A 16,761-nucleotide genomic window follows, 5' to 3' on the forward strand; every position below is an offset into this window, starting at 1 on the left:
ATGCGCCGATGGCCGCAAAATGAGGATAATCCGGGTAATTTGTGGCAGAACCTGACGGTGATCTAACCACATCACGTTTTAACTGACCGTAAGGCGCGGCCAAGTGGCTAGACCAAACTGCGGCTACGCGGTGTCTTTTGAGGGTAAGGATTTATGCGCAAGGGTATCGTTTGGCTCGGTGGCGTAGCGGCAATGGCATTCGCCACTCCGTTTCGGCGCCAGTGAGCCGCGCGGCAACGGCGCCCGTGCCCCACTCGCGACAGCGCGGTCGCTCCCCAAGTGGCGACGACAGCGCCCGTCGCCGACGGCACTCTGACCGACATCGTCGTTACCGCGCAGAAGCGCGAACAGGCTATTCAGGACGTGCCGGTCGCCGTCACCGCGATCTCGGACGGCACGCCGATCAACCGCAACGTCGCTACCGTGACCGACCTCACGCGCCTCGCGCCGAGCCTGACCGCCCCTACCGGCGCTGTACCGACCAACACTTCGCTCGACATCGGCATCGACGACGCCGTGGATGATTGCGATCTGATGCGTGCCGTCGCCTTTTGCACCAGGATGATGCAACTCCCTATGCGATTGGCGCTGCTGCTAAGCGTTTGGCTTCTTCGCCTCGAATGGCGAGCAGGTACATCACCGGCGTGACGATCCGGCTGAGGAAGGTCGAGCTGATCAGCCCGCCGATGATCACCCACGCCAGCGGAGAATACAACGACGATCCCCCGAGCGCCAACGGAAGCAACCCGCCGATGGCGGTGACCGAGGTCAGCAGCACCGGGAGGAAGCGGATCTCGCCCGCCTTCTCTATCGCTTCGCGGAGCGGCATCCCGCGTGCGCGCAGTTGCGTGGTGAAATCGACCAGCAGGATCGAATTCTTGATCTCGATCCCGATCAACGCGACGAAGCCGATGATCGCGAGGAACGACAGCGAATTGCCCGTCAACAGCATCGCCACCAGCCCGCCGACGGTGCCGAGCGGAATCACCCCCGCCACCACCATCGTCTCGCGGAAACGCCCGAATTCGAGCACCAGCACGCCGAAAATCCCGAAGGTCGCGAGCAGGATGATCGGCCCAAGCCCGGAGAAATTGCGCCGCGCCGCCTCCGCCTCGCCACCGATGCCGAAGCTGTAGCCGGCTGGCAGGTCGATCTTTGCCAGCCGTTGCGTCACCGCAGTGTTGAGGTTGGAGGTCAACACGCCCGGCTGATTGTACGCGGTGATCGTGACGGTGCGCTGCAATTTGTAGCGCGTGATCAGCGGCGGCACGCTCGTCAGCTTGGGGGATGCGATCTCGAGCAAGGGGATGCTGCCGCCGGCGAGTGTCGGCACATAAATGCTCGAAAGCGCCGAGACCGGCTGGTTCGTCGCCATCGGGAGGCGGACGGTGACGGGCCAGGTATCGCCTTCATTGTCGCGCAACCGGCTCGCTTGCTCGCCGCTGATCGCGAGCCGAACCGCACGCCGCGCTTCGCCCGGCGCAACGCCGAGCAGACTGGCCTTCGCGGCATCGAGCCCGAGATCCATGTCGACCCGGTCGAACGCAAAGGGATTGTCGATATCCCGCAAGCCCCGAATTTGTGTCAGCGCCGCACCGACCCGGTCTGACAGCGTTTTCAACACGGCGAGATCCGGTCCGCTGATCCGCACCGCGACGGGGGCTTCGACCGGCGGGCCATTTTCGAAATTGACCAAGGTCACGCGCGCATCGGGATAGGCGGCGAGTGTGGTGCGCAGGCGTTTCAACAGCTTGGGGCTTTCACGCACGTCCCAATCCTGCATCGTCACGAAGATATCGCCGTAGCGCGCACGCTCCTCGCGCGGGAAGATGTTGTAGAAGATTTGCGGATTGCCGCGCCCGGCATTTTCCATGACGTTGGCCACCACCCGCTCGCGCCGGAGGATCGCCGCGACCTGCGCCACGGCGCGGTCGGTCGCGGTGATCGTGCTGCCCTCGGGCGTTTCGACGCGAACGATGAAATATGGCGTCTCGGCGGCGGGAAACAGGCTGAAGCCCAGCACCGGGACGAGCGCGAACGCACCGACACACACTGCCATCGCCGCCCAGAACCACGTGCGCGGCCGATCGAGCGCGCGGTGCAGGATCGGCGCGTAAATGCGGTGGATCCCCGCCATGATCCAGCGCAGGAGCGCATTGCCCGCGCCGGCGTGCGGGCGCAGCAGCTTGCTCGCGACGAATGGGATGATCGTCAGCGACACGAGCAGCGAACTCGCCACCGTGACGAGCACCGCCATCGGCAATCCGCGCACGAAATCGCCCGCCCCCTCGGGCAGGAAGGTCAGGGGCAGGAAGGCGAAGAGCAGCACGCCGGTCGCGCCCATCACTGCCGCCGTGATCTCGTTGGTGCCGTTGATCGCGGCATCGGTTGGCGTGTCGCCGTCGCGCAGATGGCGCTCGATATTCTCGGTCACCACGATCGAATCGTCGACCAGCAGTCCGAGCGAGATGATGAAGCCCGAAATGCTGATCTGGTTGAGCGAATAGCCGAGCAGGGCAAGCAGCAGCACGCCCATCGCCAGGCTCAAGGGTATCGAGATCGCGACGATCAGCGACGGGCGGAACCCGAGCGGCAGGATCGTCACCAGCACCAGCGCCAGCGCGATCGCGAAATCGCGCGCGAGTTGTGCGAGTTTGCGCTGGATGTCGTTGCTCTGGTCGAAGCCGATCTCGAGCTTCAGATCGGGCGGCAATTGCGTGCGGACTCTCCCGATCGCCGCAACAAGATCGTTGCGCAACGTCCCCGCATCGGCCTCATCCTTCTGCCGCACGGTCACGAACAAGGCGCGGTGTCCGTTGAAGCGCGCGATATGCGTCTGCTCGGCCTCGCTCCAATCGACGGTCGCGATGTCGCCGACGCGCACCAGCCGACCATCACCCGCGCGTACCGGGACCGCGCGGATCGCCTCGACATCACGGTAGGCGCCGCCCGCATCGAGATTGTAGCGCCGACCTGCAGCGTTCAGCGTGCCGGCCGGCAAATCGACCCCGCCCTGCTGGATCGCGGTGGCAACAGCGGAGGCAGGGATGCGCGCCTCGGCCAGCCGCCCGGCATCGATCGCGACGCGCACCTCGGGGCTGGCCGCGCCGTCGATGCTGGTCGAGCGCACGCCGCGAACGACGTTCAGCCGGTCGCGCATGTCCTCGGCGAACTTCGCCATGCGGCGCCAGCTCGCGGTGTCGCTGACCAAGGCGAGCTGCAACACCCCCGCCTCGGTCGTACGCGGGCGGCGGAAGGCGATGCGTTGAATCCCCTGTGGCAAGCGGTCGCGCACCGATTGCACTTCGCGCACGACGCGGTCGAGCGATTGTTCGGCGTCGGTGCCATGTTCGAAATTGACCGAGATGACCGCCGTGCCATCGGTACTGGTCGAGCGAATCTCGTCGATCTTGTCGAGGCCCTGCAGCACGTCCTCGAGCGGCTTGGCGATGGTCTCCTCCATATCGGCGGCGTCCGCCCCGGGCAGGATGACCGTCACCACCACAGTCGGGATTGGAAAATGCGGATCGACCGAGCGCGGTATTGCGAGGAACGCCGATACGCCCAGCAATGCGAGCAGCACGAAGGCGACCAACGTCACCTGCCAGCGCCGCACCGCAAAGGCGGTCAGGTTCATCGGGCGGGGCCGAGCGGCGCGACCTTCATGCCGTCGGTCAGCCGGTCGACGCGCGACAGCGCGACCCATTCGCCGGGTTTGATGCCGCCGGTCACGCCAATGCCCGCGTCATTCGCCTCGCCAATGTGGATCTTGCGCAAATGCACCCGCGACGTGGCGAGATCGACGACATAGACCAGTGCCTCGCCCGCGCGCGGGCCGAACACCGCGCTCGGCGGGACTGCGAGCGTGGTCGCACCGACGCCGTTTGCGGTGATCCTGGCATTGCCGATCTGGCCCGACCGCAAGCGCTTGTCGTCGGGCAGCGCGATCTCGACCGCGAAGGTGCCGGTCGCCCGATCGGCGCGGCCCGCTATCTCGATCACGCGCCCGACGATCACAGCATCGCCGAGCGCGGCAAGCGTGGTTTGCGCCGCCGCGCCGAGCGTGAGACGCGCGGCATCCCGGTCCGACACCGGTAAACGCAGCACATAGCCGCTCGCTTCCTCGCCGATCACGAGCACTGGCGTCCCCGCGGCAACGACTTGCCCCGGCTCGGCGAGCCGCGCGAGCACGGTGCCGGGGCCGGGCGCGGCGATCGTCGCATTCGCGCGCTGGAACCCCGCCGCACGGACTTGCGCCTCGGCCGCGAGCAGTGCTGCGCGCGCGCTTTCGAGGCGTGGCCGCGTGATCCAGCCTTGCTGCATCAATCCGTCGCTCCGCGCATATTCCGCGCGCGCGCGCTCGCGCTCGGCGGTCGCGCGTGTCAGATCGGCGGCGACCGTCGTGGTATCGAGCGCGGCGAGGATCTGCCCGCGCCGAACGGTGTCGCCTTCATTGACGCCGAGCCGCGCGATCCGGCCCGCGCTGGTGAAGCCGAGCGATGTCTCGCGGCGGAGTGCCACGGTGCCGACCCCGGCAACGGTCGGCGCAATCGCGGTGCCACCGATTTGTGCAATCCGCACCTGCGGGAGCTGCGGGACATCGTTTTCGACGGCTCGAGTCCCACACGCACTCACCACGGCACACAGGACAAGGCCGATAAGCCTTCGCGTGTACGCCCCATGTCGCCGATGCAGTCCCGCGCGGTTCGTCGTCAGACAAAAAATCAATCGTCTCCTTTGCCGCAAGTAGGCGATAGAAACAAATAATCGATCAGAATCAGTAATATGCTAAAAACTAGATCTATATTTACGAAGTGACACTGAGGGCCGCAAATCTTTCGAAAGATACGACGGTTTTATCCGATCAGTCTATCTCTGATTGAGACGAATTTGAATATAGGTCGGGTCATTGCCAACCATGAAACGCGCTTGCGCGAAGTCGGGAGGTTTCATCCAGACTTTGGGATTGTTGCTCCAGCCAAGCCCTTCCTTGGGCAGGACGCCAAGCGTCATATCGAGCTTCTGGTTGCTGTTTTCATCATGAAAGGCGGTGATCGCGGCCGGGCCGGTTTCGACGCCTTGGAAGACGCAGGTTGCTGTTCTGCCCGATACTGTCCCGATGATCCGCTTGGCTGCCAGTTCGGGCTGGCGGGGAAAGCCCTGGGCCGAGCGGAACAGCGTGCAGTGCATCTGGCCGGTTCCGGTTTTCAGGTTTGATACCGTCACTACGATGCTGGAACGCGCGGGCTCTTGCGCTGCACCTGTACACGGTGCGGTTGCGGTGGCGGCGGCGACAGCGAGCAAAGCAAAGTTTTTCATCTTCATGACTCTTTCCTAGTCTCAGGGCGAGTGTTGCTCTGCCGGTGGAGCAAGTCCGGCTTACCGCGCGTGTCGAGGATCACCGCACCCAGAAACAGGGCCATGCCGGCAAGCGCAGTCGTCGCCCCCAGCTTGAACACCCAATCCAAGTCCGAACCCAGCGCACGCAGAGCGTGGGCGAGGGGTAGCACCAGCCCGCCGCAACCCGACATCAGGAGATTGAGGAACGACCAGCGCGGCCGGGCTGGCGAATGGCGGTAATAGCCCCCCATCAAGGCGAGCGTGACCCAGCCGAGCAAGTTGAGATGCGCGTGTGCGGCGATCAGGGTATAGTCATCCCTCAGGCCCATCAGCGCGCCGACGCCCATGCCGCCCAGGCCGCACAGTGCTGCCAAGCAGAAGAAATATTGCGAGATGCGGCGCTGTCCGCCGTCAGTGTTCGATGGCATCGTTACCGCCCTCCATCGGACAAGAAATAGATCGCCTGTTCCGGGCAGACGGCTTCGCACATGCGACAGCCGCGGCAGGCGGACGGATCGACCAGCACGGCCTGTTGCCAGCCATGGGCATAGCCCTTTAGGATTCCCCGCAGCGAAAGCCCTTGCCGTTCGACCTTGGGCAGCGGCGCCACCACAAGCGCGTCCCATGGGCATGCAGGCACGCAGGCGGCTTTGCCTTCGCAGCGGTTGCGGTCGATGATCGGCCGGTGCGCGCTTTGGTCCGCGTTCGGGTCAGTCATGGACCAGCCCCCGCCGTTCGGCTTTCAAAACGCGGCGATAAGCCAGTTTGTTAACCATCAACACATCCTTGCTGCTGGAGTCACGGTCGAGACGATAGCCACCCTTGGACAGGAGATCGAACGCTGTGCGGCGTGCCTTGCTGGCGGTCAGGTATGTCGCAATCAACTGCGCCTGCCACTCGAAGACGCGCCAGTGCGCGCCGATGGGATGGATCAATCCAACGAAGAAGAGCGTCGGTTCATCTCGATGGAAGATCTGCCGCCGCAGCGCGCTTTTACGCTCCGGGTCAGTCGGCTGATGCTTGGGATCGAGGAAAGGGAAATCGGCGCGATACCCGGTACTGCACACGATCAAGTCGATGGCATCGCGGTTTCCATCTGCAAAGGTGACGTATTCGTTATCAAGCGCCGCCACCGGCCCGCGATGGATGATGTCGCCGATCGCGTAGAAGGTATAGACTCGCTGATCCATGGTGGGCGGTGGCGGGCTGTCATCTATTGTGTACGGTGGGATCCCTAATTTGGCATTTGTCGCGCCGGAAACGCGAAGCACCGTTTCGGACATCAGCGCGATCATTCGAAACATGCTGGTCAATGGTAGGCGCGCCAGCAGCGCACCGATCAACGGCGGCGGCGATTCCATCATCGCTTCGGTGGGGTGACCCATGAAAAACCGGGGTGTGCAAATGAAGCCGCGGCGCGTGCTATGGTAGACGGCTTTCGCGACCGCCGCAGCGTCGCACAGCACATCCATGGCGGATTGGCCCGCACCGATCACCAGCACGCGCTTCCCGGCGACCGTCTCGGGGCCGGTATAGTCTTTCGAATGGAGAATTCGCCCGGCAAACGGGCCGTTGAGATCCGGCATCCGCGGGGCGTCGTGGTGGCCGCTGGCGACGATCAAATGGCTGAACCGGCCTTGCGTGCCGTCGGCAAAATGCAGTTGCCAGCCGCCCGCGTCGCGGCGTGCGCTTTCAAGCGCGCGTCCGCACTGGACATGATCGCGCAAGCCGCACGATTCCGCATAGTCTTGCAGATAGGACAGTACGAGATCGTGGCGCGGATAGGTCGGAAAGGCGTCGGGCATCGGCTGATCCGAGAAAGCCTGTGCCGATTTGGGCGAAACAAGGTGCGTGTTGCGCGCGACGCCGCTGCCACTGTCGGCGTGCCACAACCCGCCAATATCCGGCCGCCGTTCGAATACGGTGATCGCCACATTGGCATCCAGCAGCGCCTTGGCGGCGGCCAGCCCGGCGGCACCCGCACCGACGATAGCCACATGTCGCTCGGTATCGGGGCTGTGCAGGTCGGCGCGCGCGACCTGCGCGCCGGCGAGCGCCGATTCTTCGACCGCGCGCCGTCCAGAAAGGAGGATTGCCTCCAGGACGCCAAACGCCAGCGCCGTCATCCACGCGCCATGGATCATCGGGACGGCCGCAATCTCGATCATCACGCCGAGCCAGTTGGGATGGCGCACCACCGCATAGATGCCGCCGGTCTCCGCTGCCTCGCCTGGCTTCACGATCGTCGGCAACGTCCAGCGCGACCCGAGGCGGATCATCGCCAAAACGCGCAGGCCGAGCGCGATCAAGGCGAGGGAGATCGCCACACGGCCGATCGAGCGATCAAAGCCGCGGTTCAGCCAGTGCACTTCCGCGAGCATCGCGACGATCCAGCCGCACCTGAGCGCAATGTTGGCTCGGCCGATCCCGCTAGCATCGACCTTGACCGCGCCGTGCGCCAGCCGACGCACGACATTATGTCGGCTATACAATGCCAACCCGATGAGCTGGGCCGCCGTCACTGCAACCACGACGTCGAACAGGGCAAGCGGCGCCATGGCGGTCAGTGCCAGTGGACTAGCGTGGCTTCTTGCGAGAATCCTGGACCCATCGCGACGAGCAGCCCGTTGCGGTTCGTGGGTCGGTCGCCGCCGCGCATGATGCGATCCAGCATGACCAATACGGTAGCCGAAGAGATATTGCCCAAGTCCCGAAGGATGTCGCGGCTCGGGCGCATCATCGCTTCCGACAGCTTGAACGCGTGTTCTGCGGCGTCCATGATTTTGGGACCGCCGGGGTGAAGCGTCCAATGGTCGATATCTGCGACGGCCAAATTCGATTCAGCCAGCATCGGCAGGATGACATCCGCCAACGCCTCCCCGACAAAGGTCTTGACCTCGGGCCGCAGGATGTTGCGCATGCCTTCGTCGATATAGTCCAGCCCCATGATGTGCGCCGTATCCGGCACCCAGTTTGAGCGGTTGTCGATAACGGACAGCACGGCCCGGTCGGCCAGTGGATGTTCATCTCCCACCAGCATCACTGCACCCGACCCGTCACCAAACAGCGCCGCCGTGACAAGCGCCATGACGATTTCGCCATAGAGATGAGGCTCGCCTTCCAGGCGCGTAATCATCTTCTGAAGATCCGCTTGAACCGAACCCTGCCAGAGGCCGGATGACAGTTCGCAAGATATCAGAATCGCCGCCTCATCGGGATGACCCGCGAGATAGTCTGCCACGCGATTGATGCCGGCAACTCCCGCCATGCACCCAAGGCCGGCTAGCGGCATCCGTCGCGTGCTTCTTCCGAAATCGATCCGGTTCATCAGCCGGGCTTCAATGCTGGGGACCGCGGGCGTCAGGGTGACGGAAGCGATCAGCGCAATGTCGCGCGGGCAAAGTCCGGTATCGGCCAGCAATGTGCGGACGTTCGTCTCGGAATGCGCCACGCACGCCTCGACTGCGCTAGCGGCCGAATGCGCGATGGTTGGCGGCGCGCAGAAATTGCTGACGCTGAATTCAAAATGCCGTCCGTCGACGCGCACATTGGCGAAAAGACTTGCGACAAGCTGCCGTGAAAAATCGAGATTGTGCTTGTCGAGGAACGCCACAATCGTCTCGGCGAGTTCCGCCTGAGTGTAATAGGTCGCTGGGAGAGAACTGGCGGACGCGACGATATGCGCCTTAGGTCGGGTGGGCGGCTTCAGCATGAAAGAACCTCCTCGGGTGGGGACGTATCTGCGTGATCCAGGAGGTGGTTCTGCACGGCGGCGATGCGGCTGATCCCGGCTAAGGCGGCGTCGGTCGGCACGCCAAAATCCACCAGACATGCAATCTCCGTCACGCCGATCGCGCGGAGCGCGTCGGCGCGGTCGGCGCACTCCTGCGCAGTTCCACACAGCGAGTGCATCCGCACATAGCGTTCGAAGGCGAATTCGATGACTCGGTCCCGATCGGCATCGCTCAGTTCGTCAAATGCCGGAAATTGCTGTTTCCACAAATCGGTCGAGTCGCGCAGATACCCGAGCAGCGGCTGACGGACGGCGCGACGCACACCCTCCCGGCTCTCGCCGACATAGGTATGCAACATCAGCGTGACCTGCCCAGGCCCGGCATGCCCGGCTTTCTCGCGTGCCTCGCGGTAGCATGTGATTTTTCGGCCAGCTCGGCTATGGTCTGAAACAGCAGCGCGGTCAGGACGTTGGCGCCCATCTCGCCGGCTTGTCGAAAGCGGTCGATCGACCCCGAGCATGTCAGCCAGAGCCCGAAACTATCCTGTACCGGCCTGGGAAAAGTTCGGACGTCGGCCACCCCGCCGATACCGTTGCGGCGCATTTGCGGGGTTCCCGCCCAAAGCGACGAAACGGTTTCGATCCCGTCGTGCAAATTTGCCAGGCGGCCGGCAAAGGCGTCTGGCATCAAAACGAAATCGTTCGGGTTCCAGCCCTGGCCGAACCCGAGATCGACGCGCCCGTCGGACAGATTGTCGACAACCGCCCATTCCTCGGCGATCCGGATCGGATCGTTGAGCGGCAGAATGACGCTTCCCGCACGAATGCGCAGCCGGCTGGTGACCGCGGCCACTGCCGCGCCGACCACCGCCGGGTTCGGGAAAGCGCCGCCAAAGCGGTGGAAATGGCGTTCCGGCAACCAGACGGCCAAGAGCCCTTCTCGATCGGCCACTCGGCAGGCGTCCATCAGATAGCTGTAAATCCCGTCGGGACTTTTGACGCCATCGCTGGCGAAGAACATGAGGCTGAACCGCATGGTCGTGCCGCTGTTCACGCGTTTTCGATCAACTGTCCGACGCCCCGGATGGAGACGCCGTCGAAATAATGCTCGACCTCAATTTCGACCCCGAATTTTGCGCTGATTTCGTGGGTCAATTGCAGCTGCGAAAGCGAATCGATCCCCATGTCGATAATCGGCGTGTCGCACCGCACCAGATCCCGGTCGATCTTGAGATTGCGCGCCACCAATTCGAGCAGCCACGCCTCGGTTTCTGACCGGGGGTGTATCGCCGCGTCTGCATCTGCCGCCAGAAGTTCGGTTGTCGTACCAGGGAGTGCCAAACGGTCATCAAAGGCCAGGCAATCGAATTCCCCGTCGGCGTGCATGTCTCTTGCGCGGGACCGTTGGACCTTGCCGCTGCTTGTCCGGGGCAGCGCACGGGGCCGGACCAGTCCGACCGCAATACCGGCAAGCTGGAATTCCGATGAAAGCGCGCTGCGCATCGCCGCGACAATGTCTGCCGAGTCTATTTTGCTCAGCATTTCGCGCCGGATCTCGGCAATAAGAATGATATCCAGCGGGTTGGACGGCTCAGCTTGGAAGGCGATAACACCGCTTGGCTCGATCGCGGGATGCGAGCGCCACGCGGCTTCTTCCAGATCCTGCGGATGATAATTGAGCCCGCGCACGATGATCAGGTCCTTGATGCGCCCGGTGACGAACAACTGCCCATCCGAGACGAAGCCGAGGTCTCCGGTCCGCAGATAGCGCTTGGGTTCGCCGTCGTGGTTGTCCAGCATGGCGAACGGCTGGGGCTGGTCGGGCGCGTCTGCAGTATTCGCGACCCAATAGCCCGGTGTGACGCTCGGTCCCGACACCCAGATTTCCCCGCAGCGGTTCTGCGGCAATCGCTCTTCCGTGGCCGGATCGGCGATCACCAGATCATGCCCCGAAATAACGCTGCCACAGCTCACAAAGGGCTGAATTCCAGCGGCGCTTCGCGTCCTAAACACCACGCGCCCGTGTTTGAGGCCGGTCTTGTCGACGTAACGGACGGCTGCCTGATCTTGCACCGACACACCCGTTACCATCAACGCGCTTTCGGCGAGGCCGTAACAGGGGAGGAACGCCTTGCGGCTGAACCCGCACTCCGCGAATTTCTCGCAAAAGGCTTCGAGGACTCCGCTCCTGACCGGCTCCGCCCCGTTGGTCGCGACGCGCCATCCCGACAGGTCGAGATCGGCGATCACGGCTGGGCCAATTCGGTCAACGCAATGTTGATAGGCGAAATTCGGCCCGCCGCTATAGCGCGCTTTCGTGTCGACAATGGCCTGAAGCCAACGGGCCGGATTGCGCACGAACTCGGTCGGCGCCATGAAGTATAGGGTAACGCCGGAATACAGCGAGCCCAATACCATGCCGATCAAGCCCATGTCATGGTACATGGGCAACCAGCTGACGGCCGTTTCGCCGAAAGTTGCACCCATATGGCTGGTGATGGCCGCGACATTGGCCAGCAGGTTCGCATGGGTCAGGACCACGCCCTTTGGCGCGCTGGTCGATCCCGACGTATATTGCAGCACCGCGATTTCGTGTGGCGTCGCGACCCATTCCCCGACATCGGCGCCGAAATCTGTATCGACGGCGACGAGCCGGTCTGGCGATAGCGAAAGCCCCCCGAATTTGGAGACGATTCGGTGGTGCACAGCCGTGCTGGCCAGCACCCACGACGCCTCGCAATGCGTGATGATGCGCCGAGCGGTCAAAGCATCGCGTTGCGGCGGATAAGCGGGAACCGGGATCGCGCCTATCCACTGGCAAGCCAGAAAGCTGGCGATGAAATCTAGGCTGGAGGGAAAGAGCAGAACAACCCGCTCGCCGTGCCGTACGCCAATCGACTGGAGACCGGCACCGATGGACCCAGCACGCGAGCGGAGCGCTCCATAGGACAGCGCGCCAGCCACCTGACCATCCTGCAAATGGACGAAGGCGCGCGTATCAGGCCGCTCTTCCGCCAGGATCCTCAACCGCTCGAGGATGGTCTGTGCAACCGTAACGCCCCTAGCGGGCGTCGACAGCGACGGTGCAGGAATGATGGCGGTGCGCATCAGGTCTGCATCGCGTTAGCGTTGCTAGCGAACCCGCCGATCGCGACGGTCTGCCAAATTTCTGGTAACGTCTGGCGACGCGCGCGCCGCAATTCGATGTTATGTTGCCTGCGGCGATCCACCGCCTTGGTAATGGAGCAGAGGGTATCCCAATTTTCGGGAATGTCGGGCCGAGTACTATAATTACGGAACGCCGTAAAAATATAAGAGTTCTTCATACCCCCTCCCGACTAAATAAATTACGGCAATAGAGAGATTCATAAATATGGGTTTACATAAAATACGATTTATAAATTTCCATAATTCAAATGAATGTATTTGATCGTTCGTAGTAATTAAAAGAAGCATATGCATATTCTGATTGATGAGCAATAATTCTGGGTAATCAATGTAGGTAACTAAGGCGATTCTGGTTATAATTTGTACGCCTTCGAGCTAAAATGGATTTTTATAGCGGCTGGTGACCCTGTCGGCGTCCCTTCGGCATAACGAAGCCAGTTTCGGCATTCGTCGGTCGGAAACAGATCGACACGGTGACCGATGCGGTCCCAGCGTCCGGAGCGATTTTTTGCCTTGGAGATGGCCATTTCGATCGGGTTCAGACCGGGTGAGTAGCGCAGGAGGAAGCGCGACGTCGCGCCTTTGTCGGCGATGATCTGTGCGGTCTCGGTGTCTTTACGGCTTGAAACGCGGAGGCATCTGACGATGTCACCGCCTTGGAGCGCGGGAACCAGAGACTGCCAGGCGTAGTCCAGCAAGATCGCCCGGTTCATCGGTTGACCGACGATCAGCGGTGTCATGATGCCCTTGCGGTCGAGCCCGGCAAGACGGCCGTGATCCGCCGATCGGCAACGAGCTCGAAGCCGTTGACGCGCTGCGCTTTACGCCCTTGGCACTCATATCGGACCATGTTGATCGTGACGCCTGTCGCAGAAGATCAGCCGTCTGCCGGCAGTCATCGACGCAACGTCGCGCCCTACGGTGCGCGCATCGGCTGCATCAGACCGGAACCGCTCCCTGTCGTGGACGCTCTTCGCCAATCCCACGCTGCGTATGCCACCGGCTGAGCCGCTCGGCATCGGCCAGGACGCAGCGCCCGGCGCCGCCCTTCGGTCGACGCCCGCGTAGCGCTGGCGCAGCCCCTATGCCGGAGACCGTCGAGTGTTTGACCCTGATCGAAGGAGGGCAACCAATCGTCCAGATAGGCCCGAGGCAGTCAAGTCGCGCCGACACAAAGGGTGAAACCAAAACGCGGATGCGGATCTCGCCGCACGGTCACAAAGCCCGACAATTTTTGTTTGGCGATGGTGACCCCTACGGGAGGGGGTTGCCGGCAATAAAAAGCCCAGAAAAGCTGGACTTTCAGACCCGACATGGACCGTCGCTATACCCCCACGCTGCACTCGTGACGCTATTGCCGCCGCAAAATGTAATTTGCAGCGCCAATGCGCAAGGGCCAATATCGAAAGCGGTGATCGCGACTTGGGATCACAAGGCGGCGTTCACTGAAGACGGCATCGATTTATCGCGCCGCGTAAACGATCGCCTGTTCGTTAGACACAGAGAGTCATCGGCCGCCGAGCAACCGCCTCGACCATTCGCCGCGGTCCAGTTAGTCTTGCGGCCGAATCAGACGGCGGTGGGCAACTGACCACAAGCGCCTTGCTCGCGGAGATAGTTTTGGTAGGCTCGGTTGTGCAGAACGATGTTCCAGGCTGGTCGTTGGACGACGCTGTCGGCCCTGACGCGAAACTTCGCCAAGGCGACTTAATTCTTTTCGACAAGCCCGAAAGTCCGCTCCGGACAGCCGGTATAATCGTCACGGCCGATTGCGATCTCGAGCAGAAAAAGCACGCCCGCTTAGTCACGTTGGTCCCAGTAATGGAGGCACGAACTATACTTGAGCGCTATCTTCTTCTCGAAGATTGCGAGCGAAAGCGCGATCTTATTGAAGCCTACACATTTAAGGCTCACTCAATTGATGCCCGGCAAGACCGTGATACAAAATTAACCATTTTAAATAGCGTCGCTAGACCCGTTAAGAGCCGAGATAGCAATACAGAAGGTGTGGCTACAGATTTCGTATTGGGTGTTTCGGAACTGATCCTGGTCGATTCATATGTGACGTTGATGCAGAAAATAAATAGTGGTGCGAAAAAGAAGGACGCGCTTCGTGATCAGATACGCAGCCGGGGCGATATTTTGGTCCTTCCTGACGCTGGGAAATTAGGAATTTCCGGTCGGATAGCTTGGATAAGGCACATCTGGCAGGTTCCGCTTGGAGATATCGCAATACGGACTTCAGAAGTTAGCGCACGACCAGGCGAAAGGATCGCTCGTCTCGACTCTCCGTTCCGGTATCGATTAACCCAGCTTCTGGCACAGGTTTTTTCAGATATCGGTTTGCCAAATATTGAAGACGGAATGGATCAGGCCGTCGAGGACGCATATAGCCATGTCTAAATATATTTTAATTAGTGAGTCCGCTCTCGACGCGGCACTTGTTTCGGGTGAATTTTCTGCGGATTCTATGCTTCCGTTGGAAGACTTTGGCATTTATAAAGTTGTCGTCAATGAATCTACAGTTGGCTACCGGATAGCTAATGAACCAACGTCTCCTATACTGGCGCTAATCGGAGAGGATTGGCTCGAGATTCTTCATAGCGAAGGGGGCAGCCCGAGCGAAGCATTTCGGCGTGTTGCTCGGGTCATAAAAGGCATGAAGTCGCCACCGGTCCATCTACCGCGACAGTGGTCGGAATATCACCATAAAAACCTCCTAACATTCTTTGCCCTACCACGTGAGGTTTCCAGTCTGCGGTGGGTTGTTGATATAAATAGTGAGGTCGGATGTGTAAAGTTCGACTTTCTGACGTCCACCGAGTTTGCGGTCGATTTGGCAGCGTTTGTGCCCAGTGACTGGCCCGATGAAATTCACAATCTCATTTCGACGTTTCTATCTTATGAGGTAGAAAGTCGAGAACTTGCGGAATTCAACTCGATCGCACAAGAATTTGATCTGAAAGCGATTGGAAGTGGGTCTGTCGTTGAAGGAAGATCTTACGAGGAGTGGTTAAAACTTCTATCCGACTCCCAGAAAGATGTCCTTGCAAATGACATAAATACATCTGTGCGTATTGTTGGCCCGGCAGGATCGGGCAAAACTTTGGCATTATGTATGCGAGCGATCCAGATTGCTCGCGACAAAAGTGTTGAAGGTGAGGGGAAGCGGTTGCTAGTCGCTACGCATAGCTGGGCTATGTCAGAGCGAATTGATGGCGTTCTCAGCACATTAAATGGAGGGTTCTCCCCGGATAAAATAACAGTGTTTCCTCTTTTGTCACTGCTGGAACTTCATGCGGGACACATTGGGCAGCAGAAGACCAATGTGATTGGCGATGATTCTACGGATGGCAGAGTCAAATCGATTGAAATTATCGGTGAAATAATCCTCAAACTCGATATAGTAAATCACCCTGGAATAGCAGACTGGATAAGTAGCGCTGTTACCGCCTCACGAGACAGTCGCCAGCGACTAGATTTGACACTGAACCTTTATGAGGAACTATCCGGTGTATTGACCGCGTCTGGAGTTGCGCCTGATGATCAGGAGTCGATTCAAGAATATCTTTCCTCCCCTCGCGAGGATTGGATGCCCCCATTTGATTCTATAGCGGATAGGGGCTATGTGATCGCAGTCTATAAGTTATTTATGCAGGAACTTGTTGACCGTTCCGCGATTACTACCGATCAATTTATTCTCGACTCGATTAGAGTTTTGGAGACGTTCACATGGAGAATGCGTAAAGAAACGGAAGGTTATGATTATATTCTGATCGACGAATTACAGGTGTTTGATCCGCAAGAAAGAACATCGCTGCAGCTCCTTGGTCGATCAAGGAGAGGCGTCCCGTTCGTTACTGCTGAAGATCCAGCTCAAGGCGTGTTTTCGTCATTGAATTCGCGACGTGCTACAGTTGATAACACGCCGGTTTATCTTGAGGTGGTCCACCGTTTCAACGTTCAGATTTTCGAGTTTATTAGCTACATATATCAGCAATTCCCATTAAATGCTCTTCCTCTCAAAATTCACGATACCCGTGGTGCCGGCAAGGAACGCCCCGCAATGCGGTCCTTTGCGACAGACGATGAGGCTGTTTCCCAAGCGTCTAAGTATATCGCAGATATCTACGCGGGGGCACAGACAAATGATCGTATTTGCGTTGTTACCCTCGGGGACGTTGATGCGGCGATATCATCTAAGTTAAAGGAACTCGGGTTAAAAACGATCAGACTTGAGAGCTTTGATGATGTTGAAAGACTCTCGTATAGTAGGAAGTCAATCGTTGTTTCTCCCTGGCAGTTTGTGGGAGGAACCCAATTTTCACATGTTGTAGTTCTAGCTCTAGGAATTTCGCAGCCAAGCTCCCAGTTCGGTCGCCTCCGAGAAATGGTTTCTGTTTATCTATCGTGTAGCCGTGCCACAGAATCCCTAAATATCTTCTGTTCGGGATACGTGCCGCTCGTTCTATCAAATGCGGCGGACGAGAAGTTACTCGCAGTTTAAGACGCTTCCCAAA

13 protein-coding genes and 1 pseudogene are annotated in these 16,761 nt (G+C 60.2%); 3 read left to right on the forward strand and 11 right to left on the reverse strand.

The genetic code is table 11. The annotated features are described in order from the left end of the window. Nucleotides 1-279: 279 nt before the first annotated feature. Nucleotides 280-648, forward strand: coding sequence for a hypothetical protein (locus ACP7C5_RS03725; protein ID WP_426263212.1), 369 nt, complete (start codon nucleotides 280-282; stop codon nucleotides 646-648). On the opposite strand, the gene ACP7C5_RS03730 is transcribed toward ACP7C5_RS03725, so the two are convergent. The 11 genes and pseudogenes from ACP7C5_RS03730 to ACP7C5_RS03780 all read right to left on the reverse strand — a co-directional run bounded on the left by ACP7C5_RS03730 (nucleotide 575) and on the right by ACP7C5_RS03780 (nucleotide 12,981). Then, nucleotides 575-3,637, reverse strand: coding sequence for an efflux RND transporter permease subunit (locus tag ACP7C5_RS03730; RefSeq protein WP_426263213.1), 3,063 nt, complete (start codon nucleotides 3,635-3,637; stop codon nucleotides 575-577). The two genes, ACP7C5_RS03725 and ACP7C5_RS03730, sit on opposite strands and share 74 nt — an antisense overlap. Beyond that, nucleotides 3,634-4,581, reverse strand: a complete 948-nt coding sequence (locus ACP7C5_RS03735) for an efflux RND transporter periplasmic adaptor subunit (protein WP_426263214.1) — start codon at nucleotides 4,579-4,581, stop codon at nucleotides 3,634-3,636. Before ACP7C5_RS03735 ends, ACP7C5_RS03730 begins: the two co-directional genes overlap by 4 nt. A gap of 288 nt (nucleotides 4,582-4,869) precedes the next feature. Beyond that, a complete protein-coding gene (locus tag ACP7C5_RS03740; protein WP_426263215.1) occupies nucleotides 4,870-5,325 on the reverse strand; it encodes a DUF2141 domain-containing protein in 456 nt (151 codons plus the stop codon). After that, a complete protein-coding gene (locus ACP7C5_RS03745) occupies nucleotides 5,322-5,768 on the reverse strand; it encodes a hypothetical protein (RefSeq protein ID WP_426263216.1) in 447 nt (148 codons plus the stop codon). Before ACP7C5_RS03745 ends, ACP7C5_RS03740 begins: the two co-directional genes overlap by 4 nt. 2 nt (nucleotides 5,769-5,770) lie before the next feature. After that, nucleotides 5,771-6,058: a 4Fe-4S dicluster domain-containing protein gene (locus ACP7C5_RS03750; RefSeq protein WP_426263217.1), complete on the reverse strand. Its 288-nt coding sequence runs from the start codon at nucleotides 6,056-6,058 to the stop codon at nucleotides 5,771-5,773. Beyond that, nucleotides 6,051-7,898, reverse strand: coding sequence for an NAD(P)-binding domain-containing protein (locus ACP7C5_RS03755; RefSeq protein ID WP_426263218.1), 1,848 nt, complete (start codon nucleotides 7,896-7,898; stop codon nucleotides 6,051-6,053). Before ACP7C5_RS03755 ends, ACP7C5_RS03750 begins: the two co-directional genes overlap by 8 nt. 5 nt (nucleotides 7,899-7,903) lie before the next feature. Then, nucleotides 7,904-9,052: a type III polyketide synthase gene (locus tag ACP7C5_RS03760; RefSeq protein ID WP_426263219.1), complete on the reverse strand. Its 1,149-nt coding sequence runs from the start codon at nucleotides 9,050-9,052 to the stop codon at nucleotides 7,904-7,906. After that, a pseudogene (locus ACP7C5_RS03765) lies at nucleotides 9,046-10,109 on the reverse strand (MupA/Atu3671 family FMN-dependent luciferase-like monooxygenase). Before ACP7C5_RS03765 ends, ACP7C5_RS03760 begins: the two are co-directional and overlap by 7 nt. A 14-nt stretch (nucleotides 10,110-10,123) precedes the next feature. Next, the gene (locus tag ACP7C5_RS03770) at nucleotides 10,124-12,181 is read right to left on the reverse strand and encodes an AMP-binding protein (protein ID WP_426263220.1); all 2,058 of its coding nucleotides are present in this window, start codon (nucleotides 12,179-12,181) and stop codon (nucleotides 10,124-10,126) included. Then, the gene (locus tag ACP7C5_RS03775) at nucleotides 12,181-12,399 is read right to left on the reverse strand and encodes a hypothetical protein (protein WP_426263221.1); all 219 of its coding nucleotides are present in this window, start codon (nucleotides 12,397-12,399) and stop codon (nucleotides 12,181-12,183) included. The genes ACP7C5_RS03770 and ACP7C5_RS03775 overlap by 1 nt, the downstream gene beginning before the upstream one ends. A gap of 195 nt (nucleotides 12,400-12,594) precedes the next feature. Then, nucleotides 12,595-12,981 (reverse strand): hypothetical protein, encoded by a 387-nt coding sequence (locus ACP7C5_RS03780; protein WP_426263222.1) that lies wholly within the window; start codon nucleotides 12,979-12,981, stop codon nucleotides 12,595-12,597. Between the two features lie 922 nt (nucleotides 12,982-13,903). Between ACP7C5_RS03780 and ACP7C5_RS03785 the strand changes: the two genes are divergently transcribed. Together ACP7C5_RS03785 and ACP7C5_RS03790 are read left to right on the forward strand one after the other, a co-directional pair. Beyond that, on the forward strand, nucleotides 13,904-14,644 hold the full coding sequence (locus tag ACP7C5_RS03785; RefSeq protein WP_426263223.1) for a hypothetical protein: 741 nt from the start codon (nucleotides 13,904-13,906) through the stop codon (nucleotides 14,642-14,644). Beyond that, nucleotides 14,637-16,748, forward strand: coding sequence for a UvrD-helicase domain-containing protein (locus ACP7C5_RS03790; protein ID WP_426263224.1), 2,112 nt, complete (start codon nucleotides 14,637-14,639; stop codon nucleotides 16,746-16,748). The genes ACP7C5_RS03785 and ACP7C5_RS03790 overlap by 8 nt, the downstream gene beginning before the upstream one ends. Nucleotides 16,749-16,761: the final 13 nt, after the last annotated feature.

This window comes from Sphingomonas sp. PWP1-2, from assembly GCF_049898305.1.
In the GTDB taxonomy this organism is placed as follows: Bacteria; Pseudomonadota; Alphaproteobacteria; order Sphingomonadales; family Sphingomonadaceae; genus Sphingomonas; species Sphingomonas glacialis.